This is a genomic window from Deltaproteobacteria bacterium (assembly GCA_026712905.1).
In the GTDB taxonomy this organism is placed as follows: domain Bacteria; phylum Desulfobacterota; class Binatia; order UBA9968; family JAJDTQ01; genus JAJDTQ01.
In genome coordinates, this window is record JAPOPM010000199.1 from 37,513 (window position 1) to 54,679 (window position 17,167).

Here is a 17,167-nt window from a genome sequence, read left to right on the forward strand (position 1 = left end):
CGGCCTCCGCGCCCGCGCGGCTGGCGAGTGCCAGGGCCTTTTGTCTACTTATCACGCTTGTCGAGAGTCGCCCCGAACGCACCTCTAACGTGCCCGTGGGAAGAATGGGCATCAAACCTACCGGCCACCGAGCCGGGGTGCATGTCCTGCGCGGCAGCGCCGGCCGCCGGATTACCGAAGAACTGACCCTCCCAGTCTCCTGTCGTCACCGGAGAGCCGCCCACCGAACCGCCCATCCCGCCGTCGCGGTTTACGTCGGTCTGTCCGTCACCGGTGAACATATCCATGTTGGACAAATTCTGGATCCCGATGGCCCCGAGCGTGAGACTGAACCCTGCCATGTCATTTCCATCCTCGTCCTGGAATCCGTCGATCGTTCCGTCTATCTGCTGTGCCCTGTTGGCGGCGATATCACCGCCGCCGAAGCGCGCCGTCAAGGTGGCGCTCGCCGTGAACTCGCCATGCTCAAGAGAGTCAAGGGTCGCGTTCGCGTTGTAAGTCTTCTTCGCGTACCTGCCGGCTGCCGGACCTTTGTACGTCGCGGAGCCTTCCAAGCCGCTCAACCCGCTGTTGTTGTACTCTTCCTCGCCGCCATAAAAGGTGCGGAAGCTCACGGCGCCGGTGTCCTTGTTCACCGTCGTCCACCATCCAAACCGCAGATAGTCTTCGTCAGCCACCCTCACGTTGGGCACGGCAAGGTCGTCTGTCCTGGTAGCCGCCGCCGTCTCGTTATCGGCGGGGTCGGACACGTTATCGGGCCCGAGGAAGTCGGGGGTGAAGGTCCACTCTCCCTCTATCGCACTGATCGTTGGATCCGCGCCATCTGTCCCTGCAACAACTGCAATAGAGCACGTGTCGCCGGTGCAGGTGAAGTCGCCCGGTACGCCGTCCCACATGCCCGCAAACGCACGAGGATTAACTGCGTCATCCGCGATGTAAGTGGTGGTCTGGGCCGCCATATCAGGGAATGACGGTGAAGCCGCAAGCATCCTGAACAGCGGGAGCTGTTCTGCGGTCGTCACGAGGGTCAGCACGCCGTTGGTCACGGTAGAAATGGCGGCAGAGTCCGCGGCTGTGTGGACGTCGGTGAACTTCTCCATCGTGTCCTGGATGTTCGTATAGACCGTCGCGGTCTGGTTGCTGTCGTCTGCCTTCACGATATCGGCTTTAAACCATCCGTTGCCGACGCTGGTGGCGGTCACATCCTTCCCGATGGTGGTGTCGTCCGTTGTGGCCTCGGTGGGGGTCGCGTTGTCGTCTCTCGTCGCCGTGACCTTAACATTGGTTCCGTCGTGCTTCGCCGACGCATAACCCGGTGCCATAGACTCACCGTCGTCGCCGCCCAGGCGCATCGCGTAGGGCATGGCCTCCTTGGCCGTGTTGGCTTGCATCAGCTCGTAGTTGGCGGCGGCGACTGCTGTTTGGGCGGCGGTTACCGCTACCTGCGCCCGCGCCATCTCAACAGCGGTCCCATTCGCGGCCGCGGCCGCGGCCGCATTGGCCGCCGTCATCGCCTCGTTGGCCTTGGAGACCAATTCCTCAGCGTCGTCCACGTCCGTGTCCTGCGTACCGTATGCGATCAAGAGGGTGTCGAATGCCGCCTTGGCGACGGTATAGGCAGTATAGGTGGCGTTGGATTGCATAGTAGCCAACGCGAGGGCCAAAGCAGCTTCCGCCGCTTCCTTGTCCGCAATGGCCTGGTCACGCTCCGCCTCCGCCATCATCGCACGCGTTTCCGCGGCTGTCGCCTCCGCTACCGCCGTATCCCTTGCCGTGTTGGCAGCATCCCGCTCCGTCTCCGCCACCATCTTGGCGGCTTCCGCGGCTGCCGCAGCCGCTACCGCCATATCCCTTGCCGTGTTGGCAGCATCCCGCTCCCCTTCAGCCAAACCTTGGGCGGCTTTCGCGGCGGTCTCCGCCTCCTCCGCCGCCATCTGGGCGGCTTCCGCGGTGGCCTGCGCCGCCTCCGCCGCCATCTGGGCGGCTTCCGCGGTGGCCTGCGCCGCCTCCGCCATCATCTGGGCAGTGTTGGCAGCGTCCCGCTGTGTCTCCGCCGCCATCTGGGCGGCTTCCGCGGCAGCCCGGGCAGTGTTGGCAGCGTCCCGCTCCATCTCCGCCTGAGCTTGAGCCGCCAGCGCGGCGTTCCTTGCTTCTATGGCCTCGTCCCGGTCGTTCTTTATCCCGGAATTAGACGAACAGCCATACAGCCCTGCCAAAACCATGGCAGCCGCCAAGGCCATCACAATTTTACGATTCAACATTCCCTGTTCCTCCTTACCGTTTGAAGAGCCCAAGCTTACCGTTTAAGCCGCCCCAAGTTTACCGTTTTAGGGCAATGCCACGTGGATAACACAAGTCCGTGGGGAATGCAAGGGAGAAAATGCCCGTCACCGCACAAAACCCGCGACGCGACTTCCCAAGTCCCGCCGGTCGAATACCGTCGATTCGCGTGCCAGCCTCCCTCGGTCCAACTGCTCTCGGCTAACACAGGCCCATGGGGAAAGCAAGCAAGAAACGCCGGCCTTTTGGCTGTTTTTGTAGCGGGTGTCTCCGGTTTGACTTGTCCCGGCAAAACCCCGATAAAGGGACGAACCGGAACGGTCCGGCAGCGGGTGTTTCCCGCCGAACCCACAGCGCAAGGAGAACATCCATTGGCAACCACCGTCACAGCCCCCATGGTTGGAAAGATATTGAGGATCGAGGCGAATCCCGGCCAGGCCGTTGAAGAGGACGACGTGGTCATCGTCATGGAGGCCATGAAGATGGAGATTCCCGTGGTGGCGCCGGCCGGCGGAACGGTCAAGGACGTCAAGGTCGAGGTGGGGCAGTCGGTGGAGGCGGGAGAGGAGCTCGCCGAGATCGACTAGCCGCGCGGTGGCGCACGGCTTCGGTCCGGCAGGTTTGACATGGGCACCTGGGAATTTGGCCTCACGGTTGCGCTGGTGGGCAGCGTCGGCACGCTGGTGGTGCTGTGGCTGCTGAGTCTGCTGATTCTGCTCATTAGGAAGATATTTCCTGCATGACGGCCAGCCCGCCGACTCGTCATTCCCGCCCCTCTACTTAGTCATTCCCGCGAAAGCGGGAATCCATGGGTGGCGGAGGGGCCCCGCCCCGCCTCTCCTGGATTCCCGCTTTCGCGGGAATGACTAGAATCGGGGGACCGGGACTGGAATAGCGGGCTTCACCCTTCACAACAAGATATGGAATCTGCGATTTTTTCGGGCATCCTGGGGCTGCTTGACGGCATAACGAACTTGGGGGGCGGCCAGGTGGTCATGATGGCCATCGCGGGCGTGCTGCTCTACCTGGGGATCGGCAAGGGGTTCGAGCCGCTGCTGCTGGTGCCCATCGGCTTCGGCGCCATCCTGGTGAACATCCCCCAGGCGGACCTGATGGCCGAGGGGGGCACGCTCCGGTTCTTCTACGACTTCGGCATCCGCACGGAAATCTTCCCGGTGCTGATCTTCATCGGCATCGGCGCCATGACCGACTTCGGGCCGCTGTTCTCCAACCCCAAGATCATCATGCTGGGGGCGGCCGGACAGTTCGGCATTTTTTTGACACTGCTGTTGGCCCTGGGGATCGGGTTCGACAAGCTCGACGCCGTGGCCATCGCCGTCATCGGCGCCTGCGACGGGCCCACCGCCATTTACGTCAGTTCACGCTTCGCGCCGCACCTGCTGGGGGCGGTGTCGGTGGCGGCATACTCTTATATGTCGCTGGTGCCGCTGATCCAGCCGCCCATCATGCGGTTGCTGACCACGGCGCGGGAGAAGCAGGTGGTCATGAGCATGGTGCAGCAGGCGCCCGTGTCCAAGACCACGCGGATTCTGTTCCCCATCGTGGTGACGGTGGTGGCGTCCATCATCGCGCCCCTGGGGACGCCGCTCATCGGCATGCTGATGCTCGGCAACCTGCTGCGCGAGTGCGGCGTGGTGGAACGGCTCAAGCTGGCCTCGGAAAACGAGATCGCCAATATCGTGACACTGCTGCTGGGGCTGTCCATCGGCGGCACCATGGCGGCGGAGCGGTTCCTGCGGGTGGAGACCCTGATGGTGCTCGGCTTGGGCTTGGTGGCCATCGGACTCGACACCGTCATGGGAGTGCTGTTCGGCAAGGGCATGTGCCTGCTCACCCGCGGCAAGATCAATCCCCTCATCGGCGCCGCCGGCATCTCCGCCTTCCCCATGGCCGCACGCGTGGTGCAGAACGAGGGCCAGCGCTACAACAGGAAGAACCACCTGCTGATGCACGCCATGAGCGCCAACGCCGGCGGTCAGATCGGCTCGGTCATCGCCGCCGCCATCATGCTGTCGGTGCTGCGCGGGATGGGGATCATCTGACAACCTCGCGAATGCGGGCTTAAGAATCGGCATGAGAGGGCGATCCATTCCATAGGCACCGATTCTTGACTTTACCGCCGTTTCCTGGTGTCGTGTTCTGGAACGGCCCGCATTCGCGCGCCCGGCGCATCAGGGGATGGCCTCATGGGTTTGATCGTTTCCGAAGTCTACGATGCGCTGATCGAAGCCGGGACTTCCCCGGAGAAGGCAACAGCCGCGGCCGCCGCCGTGCCCTTGGCCGAGAACGTGGGGACAAGAGACGACATCGCGGGGATTCACGCGGACATCGCGGGGATTCGCGTCAGCATGGCGACGCAAGACGACTTGGCAGGGATTCGCGCGGACATCGCGGAGATTCGCGCCAGCATGGCGACGCAAGATGACCTGACAGGGATTCGCGCGGACATCGCACGGATTGACGCCAGTATGGCTACCAAGCAGGACTTGGTAAGGATCGGGAAGGACATTGCCGTCCTCAAGTTCGCGGTGTTCAGCGGTGGAGCGGTCATTATGGGCGCTCTAGGCACTCTGTTGAAGCTCGCTTTCTTTCCGTAGTTCGTCTGCATCGGCGCCTTGCGCTTCCGTACCTGCTCCGGCGCCTGGAAACCCGACCTTCGTGGCCGAAGAACGCAAAGCACCTGACCCCAACGGCACCGCGCGGGGAGTTCCGGCCCCCGAACAACGTCTCGCCGACCTCGAAGCCGGCGTCGTCGCGGGCGACGCGCGCGCCATCGACAAGCAGCACGGCGAGGGCAAGCTCACGGCCCGGGAGCGCATCGAGCGGCTCGTGGACCCGGGCAGCTTCACGGAAGAGTTCATGCTGGCCGAGACCCAGAGTACGGATTTCGGCATGGCGGAGCGGCGCCGGCCCACCGACGGGGTGGTGTGCGGCTTCGCGCGCGTCGACGGGCGGCCGGTGTACCTGTTCGCCCAGGACCGCACGGTGCTGGCCGGGGCGGTGGGCAGCGCCCACGCCGAGAAGATCGCCAACGGCATCCGCACGGCCCGCTCCCTGGGGATGCCGTGCATCGGGCTCTACGACTCGGTGGGGGCGCGCATCCAGGAGGGGCTCACCGTCACCGCGGCCATCGGGCAGATCTTCTTCGAGAACAGCATCGCGTCGGGCGCCGTGCCGCAGATCTCGGCGGTCATGGGGCCGTGCATCGGCGTGGCCTCGTACTCGCCCGCGCTCACGGACTTCATCCTCATGGTGCGCGGCACCAGCCAGATGTTCATCACCGGGCCGCCGGTGATCAAGGAGGTGCTGGGGGAAGAGGTGACCATGGAGGAGTTGGGCGGGGTGCGCATCCACTCGGAGGTGTCCGGGGTAGCGGACATGGTGAGCGCCGACGACGAGGCCTGCCTGGCGGAGATCCGCAAGCTGCTGGGGTTCCTGCCGGCCAACTGCAACGAGGCGCCGCCGCGCAAGGAGAGCGACGACGACCCCGAGCGGCGGCTCGACGGCATCGAGGAGTTGGTCCCCGACGACAAGCGCAAGCCCTACGACATCGTCAAGGTCATCCGCGCGGCGGTGGACGGCGGCGAGTTCCTGGAGCTCAAGCGCCGGTTCGCGCGCAACCTGGTGATCGGCTTCGGGCGCCTCGACGGCCACCCGGTGGGGTTCGTGGCCAACCAGCCCATGTTCCTGGCCGGCAGCCTGGACGTGGACGCGTCCGACAAGGCGGCGCGCTTCATCCGCTTCTGCGACGCATTCAACATCCCCATCGTCACGCTGATGGACGTGCCCGGGTTCTTTCCGGGGCGGCAGCAGGAGGAGATGGGCATCATCCGCCACGGCGCCAAGATGCTCTACGCCTACGCCGAGGCCACCGTGCCCAAGATCACCATCGTGCTGCGCAAGGGCTACGGCGGCGCCAAGCAGGCCATGTGCACGCGTGAGATGGGTGCCGACCAACTCTGGCTGTGGCCCGGCGTGGAGCTGGCGGTGATGGGCGGCGGCGGCGCCGTGAACGTGCTCTACCGGCGCGAGATCGCTGCCTCCGACGACCCCGAGCGCACCCGCGCAGAGAAGATGGCCGAGTTCAACGAGCGCTTCAACGGCCCCTTCGAGGCCCTCTCCAAGCAGTTCTCCCAAGCTGCCATCCAGCCCGCCGAAACCCGCGCCCGCCTAATCCGCTCCCTGGCGCTGCTGCGCCGCAAGAAGGAAACGAGACCCGCCAAGAAGCACGGCGTCATGCCGGTATAGGCCCACGCGTCACTGAGCGTCTGTTCCGCGCCCTCTCGAACCGATTCGTCATTCCCGCGAAACAGGCTGCGGCCAAACACCGTCCGCACAAGGTTTGCCGCCCGCCCCCCGATTCGTCATTCCCGCGAAAGCGGGAATCCAGGGGTGGTGGTGGGGCACTACGGCGGCGTTTCCCCGCCTCGCCACCCCTGGATTCCCGCTTTCGCGGGAATGACGAATCGGGGTGGTTGGCGCCAATTCTTGTCCTGGTGACGTTTTGACACAGCCGCTTCCGCGGGAATGACGAATTGAAGAGGCCCTGCCTCATCAGTTTCGACACAGCCTGGGAAGCGGGAATCCAGGCGGAGCGGGGCGACTTTTCGTTTAAGTTGACCATCCTGAGCGCCGACAGTTCCTTACGAGACCGTTCTTGACTTTGCCGCCGTTTCTTGGTCTCGTATTCTGGAACGTCCCGTACGCGCGAGCAGCGCACCGGGGGATGCCAGCATGGGCCTGATCGTTTCCGAACTCTATGACGCACTGATCGAAGCCGGAGCATGTCCGGAAAGCGCCAAAGCAGCCGCCGGCGCCGTACCGCCAGCCGACAACATGGCGACCAAAGAAGACATAGCCAGACTCGAGAGGAACATGGCGACCAAGGAGGACCTCGCCAGGCTCGAGAGCAACTCCAACGAGAGGTTCGCCAAAATCGAAAGCGCAATGGCGACCAAAGAGACCACCAACGAGAGATTCGCCAAGATCGAAAAGCAACTCGCCGTACTCAATTTCGCGGTGTTCAGCTTTGGTTCAGCGATCCTGGCCTTCATGGTCAAGCTGACCTTCTTCCCATAGGTTGCCGTTTGCCTACTCCCGCGCCCTCTCCCGCCGCGTCATGATCGCGAGCCGGGTCACCCCGGCGGCGCGGGCGGCGTCCATCACCGTCACCACCAAGCCGTGGGCCACGCGCCGGTCGGCGCGGATCAACACCTGGGCGTCGCGCCGTTCGGCGGCCGTGGCGCGCAGGCGTGCGCCCAGCGCCTCCAGCGTCACCGGCGCGCCGTCGAGGCGGATGGCGCCCTCCGGCGTGATGGCGATGGTGATGTCGCGGTCCTGGCGCGCCACCTCCGGGGCCGCGGCGTCGGGCAGGTCCACGGTGATGCCCGGGTTGGTCAGGAAGTTCATGGACAGGGCAAAGAAGATCAGCAGGTTGAAGATGGTGTCCACGACCGGGGTCATGTCGATGAAGCCGCCGGCGGCTCTCCTGTGGGTGCGGAAGTTCATGCCGGCCGGCCGCCCCGGTCGCCCGCCCCCTCGCTCAGCAGGTCCATGAAGCGGGTGCACAGGCGCTCCATCTCCAGGGTGAGGGCGTTGGCCTTGTTGAGCAGGTAGCGGTGCATGACCACGGTGGGGATGGCCACGCTCAGGCCCGCGAGGGTGGTGACGAGGGCCTCGGAGATGCCCCCGGCCAGGGTGGCCGGGTCCACCACGCTCTGGGTCGAGATGACCGAGAAGATCTCGATCATGCCCGAGATGGTGCCCATGAGCCCCAGCAGGGTGCTGACCCCGGCGATGGTGCCGAGGGTGTCCACGAAACGCTCCAGCCCGGCGGCTTCCTGTCGCCCCGCCTCCTCCAGGTGCTCCTTCATGACGTCACGCCGCTGCCCGGCGACGCGCACCCCCACCGCCAGCACCCGCGCCACCGCCGCAGGGCTCCGGCCCAGCAGCTCCGCGGCCCCGGCCAGGTCCCGGTCCACCACCAGCGCCTCGGCGCGCCGCACCAGGTCCGCCGGCACCACCCGCCGCCGCCACAGGCTCCACAGCCGTTCCATGAAGATCGCCAGCGCCGCGACGGAGCACAGCAGGATCGGCGCCATGAAAAAGCCGCCCTTGGCAAGGAATTCAAACATGATGGAATCTTGTGCCCAGTCCCCCTGTGCCATATCATTTAATCATGGCTTCCGTTAAGCGCCCCGCGCCCCTCGTCGTCCCATGAACGACGTCAACCTCATCGTGGCCTTCGCCGCCGGCGCACTCTCGTTTCTGAGCCCCTGCGTGCTGCCGCTGATCCCGTCGTACCTGTCGTTCGTCTCCGGCATCTCGCCGCGCGAGATGAGCGAGGGCGGCGCGCCCGGCGGCCGGGTGATGGGAAACGCGCTGGCGTTCGTCCTGGGCTTCTCCATCGCCTTCGTGGCGCTGGGGGCGTCGGCCAGCCTGCTGGGGCGGTTGCTTCTCGGATACCAGGACGTGGTGCGCGTGGTCGGCGGCGTGCTCATTATAGTGGTGGGGGTCTACCTGACGGGGATCTTCCGGGTCGCCACCCTGGAGCGCTACGCCCAGGTCAACCTGCGCAGCAAGCCCGCCGGGTATCTCGGCTCGGTGCTCGTGGGCCTCACCTTCGCGGTGGCGTGGATCCCCTGCGTGGGGCCGATCCTGGGCGCCATCCTTACCCTGGCCGGCACCACCGGCGAAGTGTACCGGGGCGCGCTGCTGCTCTCCGCCTACGCCGCCGGCCTGGGCCTGCCGCTGCTCCTCAGCGCCCTGGCCATGAACCAGTTCTTCCGCATCTCCCGCGCCCTCGGCTCCTGGCTCACCGCCATCCACGTCGCCGCCGGCCTCCTCCTCGTCGCCGTCGGCCTTCTCCTGGTCACCGACAACATGACCGCCGTCAACGCCTACGCCCTCCGCCTCACCCCCGCCTGGCTGGTGACGCGGCTGTAGGGCATCCATCGCTTCCAACGTGAGTGAAGATGAAGACTCCCTGCGTCTACATCCTCGCCAACAAACCCCGCGGGACACTGTATACCGGCGTTACGTCCAAGCTCGTTCAACGCGTCTGGCAACACAAGAACAACGTCGTCGCCGGTTTCACCAAGCGCTACCAAGTACACCACCTGGTCTGGTACGAGGTCCACAGCTCCATGGAAAGCGCCATCACCAGAGAAAAGGCCCTCAAGAAGTGGACCCGCGCCTGGAAGATCGATTTGATCGAGAAGACCAACCCCACATGGGCCGACCTCTACGACGACATCGCCAAGGTCTGACTTCGCCACTACCCCCCCGCGTCGTCATTCCCGCGCAAGCGGGAATCTAGGGGCGGTGGGGAGGGGGTCGAGGCGGGCAGGCCCCGCGCACCCCTGCCGTCAGTCCCGCGAAAGCGGCTGTGTCAAAACTCTGCTTGGATAGGAAAACGCCAGCCACGTCACAAACCGTCATTCCCGCGCAAGCGGGAATCCAGGGGTGGGGAGGGGCCGCAACGGGCGTATTCCCCGCCGCGCCACCCCTGCCAAAATTGGCTCGGCTGCGCCTCGCAACGGTGCACCCCTGCCGTCAGTCCCGCGAAGGCGGCTGTGTCAAAACTCCGCTTGGATGGGAGGACGACCGCCACGTCCGAACCGTCATTCCCGCGCAAGCGGGAATCCAGGGGCGGGGAGGCGGTGAAACGCCGCTGCAGTGCCCCACCACCACCCCTGGATTCCCGCTTCCGCGGGAATGACGGTTCGGGGTGGCGGTGCCATCGCCGGTTTGGGTGGAGTTTGACACAGCCGCTTCCGCGGGAATGACGACTCGGTGGGTTGGTGCCAATTCTTGTCCGGACGCAGGAGCAACCGTTGCGAGGCGCAGCCGAGCCAATTTTGGGCCGCCCCTTACGACGCACGGCGGCGGCGCGACGCCCCTCCCTCGTCGTCCTCCGGCTCACCCCGCCGCGGCGAAGGCTTTCCTTCCGGCGTAGCGGGCGCGGCGGCCGAGGTCTTGTTCGATGCGCAGGAGCTGGTTGTACTTGGCGGTGCGCTCGCCGCGGCAGGGGGCGCCGGTCTTGATTTGGCCGGCGCCGGTGGCGACGGCGAGGTCGGCGATGGTGGTGTCTTCGGTCTCGCCGGAGCGGTGCGAGATGACGGTGGTGTAGCCGGAGCCGCGCGCCAGGGCGATGGTTTCCAGGGTCTCGCTCAGGGTGCCGATCTGGTTGAGCTTCACCAGGATGGAATTGGCCACGCCGCGGCGGATGCCCTCGGCCAGACGCGCGGGGTTGGTGACGAACAGGTCGTCGCCCACGAGCTGGACCTTGCCGCCGAGGGCGGCGGTGAGCGCCTCCCAGCCCTCCCAGTCGTTCTCGTCCAGCGCGTCCTCGATGGAGACGATGGGGTAGTCGCCCACCCACTTGGCATAGAGTTCCACCATGTCGTCGCTGCGCAGCCTGGCGCCGCCCGACTTCCTGAAGACGTAGCCCCCTTTCTCGTGGAACTCGCTGGCGGCCACGTCGAGCCCAAGCACCACTTGGCCGCCTACCTGGTAGCCCGCCTTGGTCACGGCCTCCAGCAGCAGCTCGATGGCCTCCTCGTTGCTCTTGAGCCGCGGCGCGAACCCGCCCTCGTCGCCCACGCTGGTGCCATAGCCCTTCTTCGACAGCACGCTCTTCAAGGTAGCGTAGATCTCGGCGCCCGCGCGCAGGGCCTCGGCGAAGGAGCGCAGGCCCCAGGGGATCAGCATGAACTCCTGCACGTCGACGTTGTTGTCGGCGTGGGCGCCGCCGTTGACCACGTTGAGCATGGGCACGGGCAGGGTGCGCGCCTCCTCGCCGCCGAGGTAGCGGTACAGCGGCACCTTGTCGGCGACGGCCTGGGCGTGGGCGGCGGCCAGGGACACGCCGAGGATGGCGTTGGCGCCCAGGCGTCCCTTGTCCGGGGTGCGGTCGAGGTCGATCATGCACTGGTCGAGCTTGCGCTGGGCGCGGGCGTCCATGCCCGCCACCCGCCGCGCCAGGTTGCGCCGCACGTGGCCCACGGCCCGCTGCACGCCCTTGCCCAGAAAACGCTCGCCGCCGTCGCGCAGCTCCACCGCCTCGTGCTCGCCGGTGGAAGCCCCGGAGGGCACGGTGGCCCGTCCGCTGGATCCGTTGGTCAGCACCACCTCCACCTCGACGGTGGGATTCCCCCGCGAGTCCAGCACTTCCCACGCCGCAACGCCCTTGATCTTCATCGGTTCCCTCCGATCCGTAGCCGGTTTCCACCTATTCGTAACAGATCAGGCACGGCGTGGACATGACCGCCTGGATTCCCGCTTCCGCGGGAATGACGAATCAGGGGCCAGTTGCACTCCGGACGCCGATAAACCATGATAGAATCGTCCTATGGTCCCGGCGCAAAAATGGTCGCGGCGCGTCGTCAACTACGGCCTTGGGGCCGTGTTGTCGCTGACGCTGTTCTTCTTGGTGTTCGGCGAGTGGGGGCTCGTGCACTACCGGCGCTTGGTGGAGGAACGCCGGCTGCTGGAAGAACGGTCCCAGGCGCTGCAACGTGAGAACGAGATGCTGCGCGAGAAGATCTACCTTATCCAAAAGGACGACCGCTACCTGGAGAAGCTCGCGCGAGAGGAGTTCGGGCTGGCGCGCGAGGGGGAGACCATCTACCTGTTCCCGGCCGGCGGGATTCAGAACGCGGGTCGGTCAGAACATTGACATCGCGTCCGCGATCCCATATGGGGTTAGCCTAGAGCGGGCGTAATTCAGCGGTAGAATGCCAGCTTCCCAAGCTGGACGTCGCCGGTTCGATCCCGGTCGCCCGCTCCAAACTCAGCGCCTTCAGCGCATCCTTCCCTAGTCTTTCGACGGTTCTCCCTTGGCCGGTTTCTCTTGCGCGGCCTCCGCCTCGTCCCCGGCTGCCGCGGCCGCACCAGAACCGGTGCCCGCGCCTTCCGCGTCCTCCGCTTCCGCTTCGCCGCGCTCCTCCTCCCCGTTCGCCGTATCTCCGGCGAGCGCGTGCACCATGCGCTCCACCGAGATGGCGCCCACGGTGCGGCCCTCCACGTCCACCACCGGCGCTTCCTCGCCGGAAGCATCCACCACCCGCGACAGGGCCTCCTCCAGCACCATGTCGGAAGGAATCCCCTCGTCCGCGTCCGGTTCGGCGGACGGCGCGCCTTCCTCGGCCGGTTCCATGATGGAGCCCACCTGGATCACGCGCCCGCGGTTGATGTTGCGTGTGAAGTTGGAGATGTAGTCGTCGCTGGGCTGGAGCACGATCTCCTGGGAGTCGCCGTTCTGCACCACCACGCCGTCGCGCAGGATGGCGATGCGGTCGCCGATGGTGATGGCCTCGTCGAGGTCGTGGGTGACGAACAGGATGGTGCGGTGCAGCTCGCGCTGCAGCTCCAGCAGCAGCGTCTGCATGTCCGCGCGAATGAGCGGGTCCAGGGCGCTGAAAGCCTCGTCCATGAGCAGGATCTCGGCCTCGGTGGCCAGCGCCCGGGCCAGCCCCACGCGCTGCTGCATGCCGCCGGACAGCTCATGCGGATACGAGGCCTCGTACCCGGTGAGCGCCACCCGGTCGATCCAGCGCTGGGCGCGCTCGTCGCATTCCGGGCGCGCCACGCCCTGCATCTGCACGCCGTAGCGCACGTTCTCCAGCACCGTGCGGTGCGGGAACAGGGCGAAGTGCTGGAACACCATGCTCACCCTGTGGCGGCGCAGGCCCTGCAGCGCGGCGCGGTCGAGGGTGCACACGTCCTGGCCGTCCACCTCGACGGTGCCCTCGGTGGGCTCGATGAGGCGGTTGACGTGACGCACCAGGGTGGACTTGCCGCAGCCGCTGAGCCCCATGACCACCTGGATGCTGCCCGTCTCCACGGTCAGGTCGATGTCGCGCAGCGCCAGCACGTGCCCGTGGGTTTCCAGCAGCTCCTGCTTGTCCATGCCCTCGCGCACGTAGGGCATCACCGACCCGGGGTCGGCGCCGAACACCTTGTACAGCGAGCGGATCTGGATATGCGAGGAATCGGTCGTCATCAGCTTTTCCTGCCGCTCTGGATGCGCCGTCCGTAGCTCTGGGTGATGCGGTCGAAGACGATGGCGAGCGCCACCACCGCCGCGCCGTTGAACAGGCCCAGCGCGAAATACTGGTTGGTCACGGCCTGGAGAACCGGCTGGCCCAGCCCTCTCACGCCGATCATGGACGCGATCACCACCATGGACAGGGCCATCATGATGGTCTGGTTGACCCCCGCCATGATGTTGGGCAGCGCCAGCGGTATCTGGATGTCGAACAGCCGCCGCCAGGTGTCCGTGCCGAAGGCGTCGGCGGCTTCCAGCACCTCCTTGTCCACCAGCCGGATGCCGAGGTTGGTGAGCCGGATCACGGGCGCCACCGCGTAGATCACCACGGCGATGAGGCCGGGGATCTTGCCGAGGCCGAAGAGCATCACCACCGGGATCAGGTAGACGAAGATGGGCATGGTCTGCATGATGTCCAGGATCGGCGTGATCAACGCCTGCACCCGGTCTGAGCGCGACATCCAGATGCCCACCGGAATGCCGATGGAGATGGCGATCAGCGTGGCGACGAAGATGATCGCCAGGGTGCGCATGGTGTCTTCCCACATGCCCAGGTAGCCGATGAGGAAGAGCGCCACGGCCACACCGACGGCCAGCCGCTTGCTGCGCCCGGCCACGTAGCACAGCGCGGCCACCGCCAGGATCACCAGCCACCAGGGGGCGGCCAGCAGCAGCCGCTCGAACCAGATGAGGAAGTAGAGCAGGGGATCGAAGAAGCTCTCGATGCTGTCGCCGTAGGTCCGGGAAAACGACCGGTACCCGGTGTCGAACACCCTCTTGAGCTCGCGCAGCGACGCCGCGTCTAGGGTGGGAAATTCTTGCAGCCAGCCAGTCATGGCACCTTCCGGGTTTGCGCCCTTCGACTGCGCGCCGCTGGCGCGCCGCTACGCTCGGGACGCCGTCTTTCCTACGCGTGCGCCTCCGCCCAGTTCTCGCCCGTGTGGACGTCCACCACCAGGCCGCAGCGCAACTCCGCCGCCCCCTCCATGCACTCCTTCACGAGCCCGGTGGCCTCCTCCAGCGAGGTGCGCGGCACCTCGAACACCAGCTCGTCGTGCACCGTGAGCAGCATGCGCGCCACCGGCTGCTCCAGCAGCGCCTCGTCCACCGCGATCATGGCGCGCTTCATGATATCGGCGGCGGTGCCCTGGATGGGCGCGTTGAGCGCCATGCGCTCGCCCACCGCGCGCATGCGGAAGTTGGACGACTGGAGCTCCGGCAGATAGCGCCGGCGCCCGAACATGGTCGTGGTGAAGCCGTCCACCCTAGCGCGTTCCACCTGCGCGTCCAGGAACGCCTTCACGCCCGGGAACTGGGCGTAGTAGGCATCGATGAACTCGCGCGCCTCGCCCACCTCGATGCCCAGCCGCTGGGACACGCCGAAGGCGGACATGCCGTAGGCGATGCCGTAGGAGAACTGCTTCACGCGCCCGCGCATCTCGGTGGTGACCCCGTCCACCGGCACGCCGAACACCTTGGCCGCGGTGGCCGCGTGGAAGTCGTGGCCGTGGGCGAAGGCGTCCAGGAAGCTCGGGTCCTCGGACAGGTGCGCCAGCACCCGCAGCTCGATCTGCGAGTAGTCCGCGGACAGCAGCACGTTGTCCGGCGGGGCCACGAAGGCGCGCCGGATCTGCCGCCCCAGGTCCGCCCGGATGGGAATGTTCTGCAGGTTCGGCGCCGACGACGACAGCCGCCCGGTGGCGGCCGCGGCCTGCTCGTAGGTGGTGTGGATGCGCCCGGTCTCCTGGTTGACCAGGCTCAGCAGGGAGTCGGTGAAGCCGGTGCGGAGCTTGGCCACCTCGCGGTACTCCAGCAGCGTGTCGATGATGGGGTGGCGCCCCGCCAGCTTGCCCAGCTCGGCGGCGTCGGTGGAGTAGCCGGTCTTGATCTTCTTGGTCTTGGGCAGGCCGAGCTTGTCGAACAGGATGCGCGACAACTGCGGGTGCGAGTTGACGTTGAAGGTCTCGCCGGCGTGCTCCTGGACCTTGGCCTGAAGCGTGTCCATGCGTTCGCCGAGGTCCCGGTTGAGGCCGCCGAGATAACCGTCGTCCACCAGGATGCCGGCGTGCTCCATGCGCGCCAGCACCTCGGTCAGCGGGAACTCCAGGGTCTGCGCCAGCTCCCAGCTTCCGGCCTCCTCGAGACGCGCCTCGAGCACGGCGGCCGCCGCCTGCACCGCCGCCGCCTCGGAAGCCAGCCGGCGCCGCCGCTGCGCCTGCTCGCGGTCCTCGTCGCCGGAGTTGAGGAGGTCTCCCTGCACGCCGCCGGCCGGCGCTTCCTCGGCGCCGGCGCTTCCGCCACGGGCCCCGTGCCCGCCGCCTTCGGAAGCCTTGCCGTCCTCCGCCTCCTCGTCCAGGGCCGCGTCGAGATGGCGGGCAACGATGTCCTTGAGCGCGTAGCCGCCGCTGGCGCCGGGGTCCAGCAGGTAGGCGGCGATCTTGAGGTCGCAGCGCACGCCGCGCAGCCGGCCGCCGTTGCGCAGCATCGCGCCGTACAGCGGCTTGGCCTCGTACACCGCCTTGGCCACGCCGGCGTCCGCCAGCACCGCGGCCGCGCCCGCCGCGCCGTCCAAGGGCAGCATCCCCACCTCGCCCGGCCGGGCGCACAGCGCCGCCATGCCGTCGTCCCACGCCACCGCCACCGACCCGGCCGCGGGCACGTCCGCGCCGGAGGCCCACTGGGAGATGGACTCGGGCCGGATCACCGACTCCGCCGCGGGCGGCGCGGCGCCGGGGGCCGCCAACGCCAGGAAGCGCTCGTACAGGGTGCGGAACTCCAGCGAGGTGAACAGCCGGCGCACCGTCTCCGGGTCCCACGGCCGGCGCTCGAACACGCTCGCGTCGGTCTCCAGGGGCACGTCGTCCAGGAGCCGCCCGAGCTTGCGGTTGAGCTTCACCTGGTCGGCGCACTCCTCGATGCCCTTGCGGATCTTGGGGGTCAGCTCGGCGGCGTGCTCGATGATGCCCTCGATGTCGCCGTACTTCTCGAGGAGCCGGGCCGCGGTCTTGTCGCCCACGCCGGGCACGCCCGGCAGGTTGTCGGCCTGCTCGCCCTTGAGGGCGGCGAAGTCGGTCCAGCGCTCGGGGCCGACGCCGTAGCGCTCCACCACCATGGCCGGATCGTAGCGGATCATGTCGGTGACGCCCCGGCGCGTCATCAGCACGGTGACGTCGTCGTTCACGAGCTGCAGGCAGTCGCGGTCGCCGCTCACGATGATCACGTGGTGGCCCGCCTCGCGCCCGCGCCGGGCCAGGGTCGCCAGCAGGTCGTCGGCCTCGTACCCCTCCAGCTCCACCACCGGGAGGCACAGCGCCTCCAGCACCTCGCGGATGAGCGGGAACTGCCCGCGCAGGGTCTGGGGCGTCTCGCTCCGCCCCGCCTTGTACGCCGGATACTGGTCCAGCCGGAACTGCGGCTCGCCCTTGTCCATGCACGCGATCACCGCGTCCGGCCGCTCCTCGCTCTCCAGCTTGAAGAGCATCGAGGTGAACCCGAACACCGCGTTGGTCACCTGCCCGGAGCTGGTCACCAACGTCTCCGGCAGCGCGAAGAAGGCGCGGAAGGCGAGCGAATAGCTGTCCAGGAGAAGGACGCGGTGCTTGGCCGTGCTTGCCTCGGCTGCGCTCCCCGGTCGACTGGAATCATCTCCTTTCGCGGCCATGCAAGAAGTCTACTCCGGGGGGTAAAGGAGGGTCAAGGACGTTTACGAAAACCCTTGAGAACCCGTGCGCGGCGCCGATGTTCCTTTTGTGGGCAGCCTTGACTTTGGCCGGGTTTCTTGGTTCCGTGTTTTGGAACGAACCGTAAACGTGCGCG

At 66.8% G+C, this 17,167-nt stretch carries 16 protein-coding genes and 1 tRNA gene; 10 read left to right on the forward strand and 7 right to left on the reverse strand.

From position 1 onward, the window contains the following. Positions 1–44: 44 nt before the first annotated feature. A complete protein-coding gene (locus OXF11_16380) occupies positions 45–2,261 on the reverse strand; it encodes a hypothetical protein (GenBank protein MCY4488672.1) in 2,217 nt (738 codons plus the stop codon). Positions 2,262–2,651: 390 nt separating this feature from the next. On the opposite strand from OXF11_16380, the gene OXF11_16385 reads away from it, so the two are divergent. The 6 genes from OXF11_16385 to OXF11_16410 all read left to right on the forward strand — a co-directional run bounded on the left by OXF11_16385 (position 2,652) and on the right by OXF11_16410 (position 7,380). Further along, complete coding sequence (locus OXF11_16385; protein ID MCY4488673.1) at positions 2,652–2,867, forward strand: acetyl-CoA carboxylase biotin carboxyl carrier protein subunit; 216 nt, start codon at positions 2,652–2,654, stop codon at positions 2,865–2,867. 39 nt (positions 2,868–2,906) lie between these two features. Further along, positions 2,907–3,023, forward strand: a complete 117-nt coding sequence (locus OXF11_16390) for an OadG-related small transporter subunit (GenBank protein ID MCY4488674.1) — start codon at positions 2,907–2,909, stop codon at positions 3,021–3,023. 177 nt (positions 3,024–3,200) lie between these two features. Then, complete coding sequence (locus OXF11_16395) at positions 3,201–4,343, forward strand: sodium ion-translocating decarboxylase subunit beta (protein ID MCY4488675.1); 1,143 nt, start codon at positions 3,201–3,203, stop codon at positions 4,341–4,343. A gap of 144 nt (positions 4,344–4,487) precedes the next feature. After that, on the forward strand, positions 4,488–4,898 hold the full coding sequence (locus OXF11_16400) for a hypothetical protein (protein MCY4488676.1): 411 nt from the start codon (positions 4,488–4,490) through the stop codon (positions 4,896–4,898). Positions 4,899–4,959: 61 nt separating this feature from the next. Next, positions 4,960–6,549, forward strand: a complete 1,590-nt coding sequence (locus OXF11_16405) for an acyl-CoA carboxylase subunit beta (protein MCY4488677.1) — start codon at positions 4,960–4,962, stop codon at positions 6,547–6,549. Between the two features lie 486 nt (positions 6,550–7,035). Further along, positions 7,036–7,380 carry a hypothetical protein gene (locus OXF11_16410; protein ID MCY4488678.1) on the forward strand — a complete coding sequence of 115 codons (345 nt, stop codon included), beginning with the start codon at positions 7,036–7,038 and terminating at the stop codon, positions 7,378–7,380. A 12-nt stretch (positions 7,381–7,392) separates the two neighbouring features. Here the strand turns inward: OXF11_16410 and OXF11_16415 are convergent, their stop codons facing one another. Further along, positions 7,393–7,809, reverse strand: a complete 417-nt coding sequence (locus tag OXF11_16415) for a biopolymer transporter ExbD (protein MCY4488679.1) — start codon at positions 7,807–7,809, stop codon at positions 7,393–7,395. Further along, the gene (locus OXF11_16420) at positions 7,806–8,435 is read right to left on the reverse strand and encodes a MotA/TolQ/ExbB proton channel family protein (protein ID MCY4488680.1); all 630 of its coding nucleotides are present in this window, start codon (positions 8,433–8,435) and stop codon (positions 7,806–7,808) included. The genes OXF11_16415 and OXF11_16420 overlap by 4 nt, the downstream gene beginning before the upstream one ends. Before the next feature lie 82 nt (positions 8,436–8,517). Here OXF11_16420 and OXF11_16425 point away from each other — a divergent pair, with 82 nt between their 5' ends. Together OXF11_16425 and OXF11_16430 are read left to right on the forward strand one after the other, a co-directional pair. Next, complete coding sequence (locus tag OXF11_16425) at positions 8,518–9,246, forward strand: cytochrome c biogenesis protein CcdA (GenBank protein ID MCY4488681.1); 729 nt, start codon at positions 8,518–8,520, stop codon at positions 9,244–9,246. A gap of 29 nt (positions 9,247–9,275) precedes the next feature. Continuing rightward, positions 9,276–9,569 (forward strand): GIY-YIG nuclease family protein, encoded by a 294-nt coding sequence (locus OXF11_16430; protein MCY4488682.1) that lies wholly within the window; start codon positions 9,276–9,278, stop codon positions 9,567–9,569. Positions 9,570–10,221: 652 nt separating this feature from the next. On the opposite strand, the gene eno is transcribed toward OXF11_16430, so the two are convergent. Continuing rightward, positions 10,222–11,502, reverse strand: coding sequence for a phosphopyruvate hydratase (gene eno / locus OXF11_16435; protein ID MCY4488683.1), 1,281 nt, complete (start codon positions 11,500–11,502; stop codon positions 10,222–10,224). 151 nt (positions 11,503–11,653) lie between these two features. Between eno and OXF11_16440 the strand changes: the two genes are divergently transcribed. Both OXF11_16440 and OXF11_16445 read left to right on the forward strand, forming a co-directional pair. Next, a complete protein-coding gene (locus tag OXF11_16440) occupies positions 11,654–11,980 on the forward strand; it encodes a septum formation initiator family protein (protein ID MCY4488684.1) in 327 nt (108 codons plus the stop codon). A 36-nt stretch (positions 11,981–12,016) separates the two neighbouring features. Further along, positions 12,017–12,091, forward strand: a tRNA-Gly gene (locus tag OXF11_16445). 27 nt (positions 12,092–12,118) lie between these two features. On the opposite strand, the gene OXF11_16450 is transcribed toward OXF11_16445, so the two are convergent. The 3 genes from OXF11_16450 to polA form a co-directional block, all read right to left on the reverse strand. Then, a complete protein-coding gene (locus tag OXF11_16450) occupies positions 12,119–13,306 on the reverse strand; it encodes an ATP-binding cassette domain-containing protein (GenBank protein MCY4488685.1) in 1,188 nt (395 codons plus the stop codon). Then, on the reverse strand, positions 13,306–14,187 hold the full coding sequence (locus OXF11_16455) for a proline/glycine betaine ABC transporter permease (protein ID MCY4488686.1): 882 nt from the start codon (positions 14,185–14,187) through the stop codon (positions 13,306–13,308). The genes OXF11_16450 and OXF11_16455 overlap by 1 nt, the downstream gene beginning before the upstream one ends. Before the next feature lie 71 nt (positions 14,188–14,258). Then, complete coding sequence (gene polA, locus OXF11_16460; protein ID MCY4488687.1) at positions 14,259–17,012, reverse strand: DNA polymerase I; 2,754 nt, start codon at positions 17,010–17,012, stop codon at positions 14,259–14,261. Between the last annotated feature and the right edge of the window lie 155 nt (positions 17,013–17,167).